Source organism: Acetobacter pomorum (assembly GCF_002738225.1).
Classification (GTDB): Bacteria; Pseudomonadota; Alphaproteobacteria; order Acetobacterales; family Acetobacteraceae; genus Acetobacter; species Acetobacter pomorum.
Map to the genome: position 1 here is coordinate 1 of NZ_PEBQ01000170.1, position 1,565 is coordinate 1,565.

The following is a 1,565-nucleotide window of genomic DNA, read 5'->3' on the forward strand; positions in this document are numbered from 1 at the left end:
CCTAATTAAGGAATTTCGACAACAAACCTCCCTTTTTCCGGGAGCCCATCTACATGCGATAAGTGGAATTAACGCAAGTATGTATGGGGAAGGGGGCTGTTTTTCATAAAAAGACGGGGTTTGAAGCTATATGTTATATAGGGTAAATCGTTCTTATAGTTGGTGTTATATCAGTGGTGCCCTCAGGCCAAGGATTCGTTGTTGTTGTGGACAACGACAACATCCTAAATTATAATCCAGTCTATGACGAAAGCCCGTTCCATCATGAAAGAGAAAATCACCCTTTCAGAACGGGTGTTTATCGAATTGGTGGTCTGGGAGGTTCCTTCTCCCTTGAGAGGCAGTTTGCACCACTACAAGTATCGTCTGGCTCTGATATCGGATGGCAAATGCGTTCTGCGATATGACAATGAGTCAGGAAAAGGAGACCATAAGCACATAGGAGCCGTAGAAGTTTCTTACACATTTCAAGATTTGCAGACCTTAAAAGATGATTTTTTGGAGGATGTGAGAGAATGGTTGAAATGAAAGACGTTCTGCGTAGCCAGAAGAAGAAAGAAATTCTTCTGATTGGTTTCGATGGTTTGGATGAAGTGGGCAAACGACTGGCTGCAGCGTTTGAAGGTAAAAAACAGGAGCCCCGTCATACATTCATAACGCTTGATCTCATGTGGAGAACACTGACACCACGTCGTCAGGAGTTGTTGCAGGTGATGTCAGGCCGAAAGCCCATGTCGATAAGAGGTCTGAGTAAGCTCATTGGACGGGACGTGAAAGCTACTCATGGTGATATTCAAGTCTTGTTGGCAGCAGGTCTGCTTGAAAAGATCGGAGATAAAGTCGTATTCCCTTACGATGGGTTCCATGTGGACTATGAATTGAAAGCCGTAGCTTAAATTATCAGGATTGATGAGGTTTAGGATGCCTTATGACTTGTCATGGAGCGAAAAAAGACTTCTCGTATGGAATATTCCTGCCGTCATCAGTGGTCTGATTGCAGCATGGTGTGTATTTACCAGCGATCTGGAATGGTCTTTGGTGTGGGAATGGCCGCTTCTGGTTGTAATGTGTGTCATGAGCATCAGCATGATGCTGTTTATGGTCGATTTGGACGGTGACACACCAATCCTCGATCGGTTGAGGCTGGTCTGTACTGACCGCATTTATGCTCCCTTTTTTGGAAGCATTTCGTTCGCATGGTTGTGGAATGTGTTTGCGCAAGGCTTTGCTTTCTGGAAGATCCAAACCACGCTTCCCCCGCCGGTCATCAGACAGATCACCAGTCTGGATTCAAAATTTCTGCATGACCCACTATGGGGCGATCTGAGCTGGTGGGCGTCTGATGCCTTCATGAAATCCCCTATTTACGCAGTTTTCGGGATTTTGGCGCTACATGTGGGCTATAGGCTGTATAATTATCAGAGATAGTCTCACAATGGTCTCTGATCAGGACGGTCCCTGTCGTTTTCCATGGGAACGACAGGAACGCAGCCCTTATTCATTTGCCTTTACAAACGTAAAGGCACAAACAGATGATGTGTTTGTTGGAGGACACATCATGGCTT

Annotated in this window: 3 protein-coding genes; all 3 read left to right on the forward strand. The window is 45.4% G+C overall.

Annotated features, from left to right (window positions below):
* Positions 1–264: 264 nt before the first annotated feature.
* Genes CSR02_RS13240 through CSR02_RS13250 form a run of 3 tightly spaced genes read left to right on the forward strand, consistent with a single transcriptional unit; the run spans position 265 to position 1,428 of the window.
* Positions 265–528: a toxin-antitoxin system TumE family protein gene (locus CSR02_RS13240; protein WP_231862534.1), complete on the forward strand. Its 264-nt coding sequence runs from the start codon at positions 265–267 to the stop codon at positions 526–528.
* Positions 516–896: an HVO_A0114 family putative DNA-binding protein gene (locus CSR02_RS13245; RefSeq protein ID WP_003627483.1), complete on the forward strand. Its 381-nt coding sequence runs from the start codon at positions 516–518 to the stop codon at positions 894–896. The genes CSR02_RS13240 and CSR02_RS13245 overlap by 13 nt, the downstream gene beginning before the upstream one ends.
* 37 nt (positions 897–933) lie before the next feature.
* Complete coding sequence (locus tag CSR02_RS13250) at positions 934–1,428, forward strand: hypothetical protein (RefSeq protein WP_143225593.1); 495 nt, start codon at positions 934–936, stop codon at positions 1,426–1,428.
* Positions 1,429–1,565 lie beyond the last annotated feature (137 nt).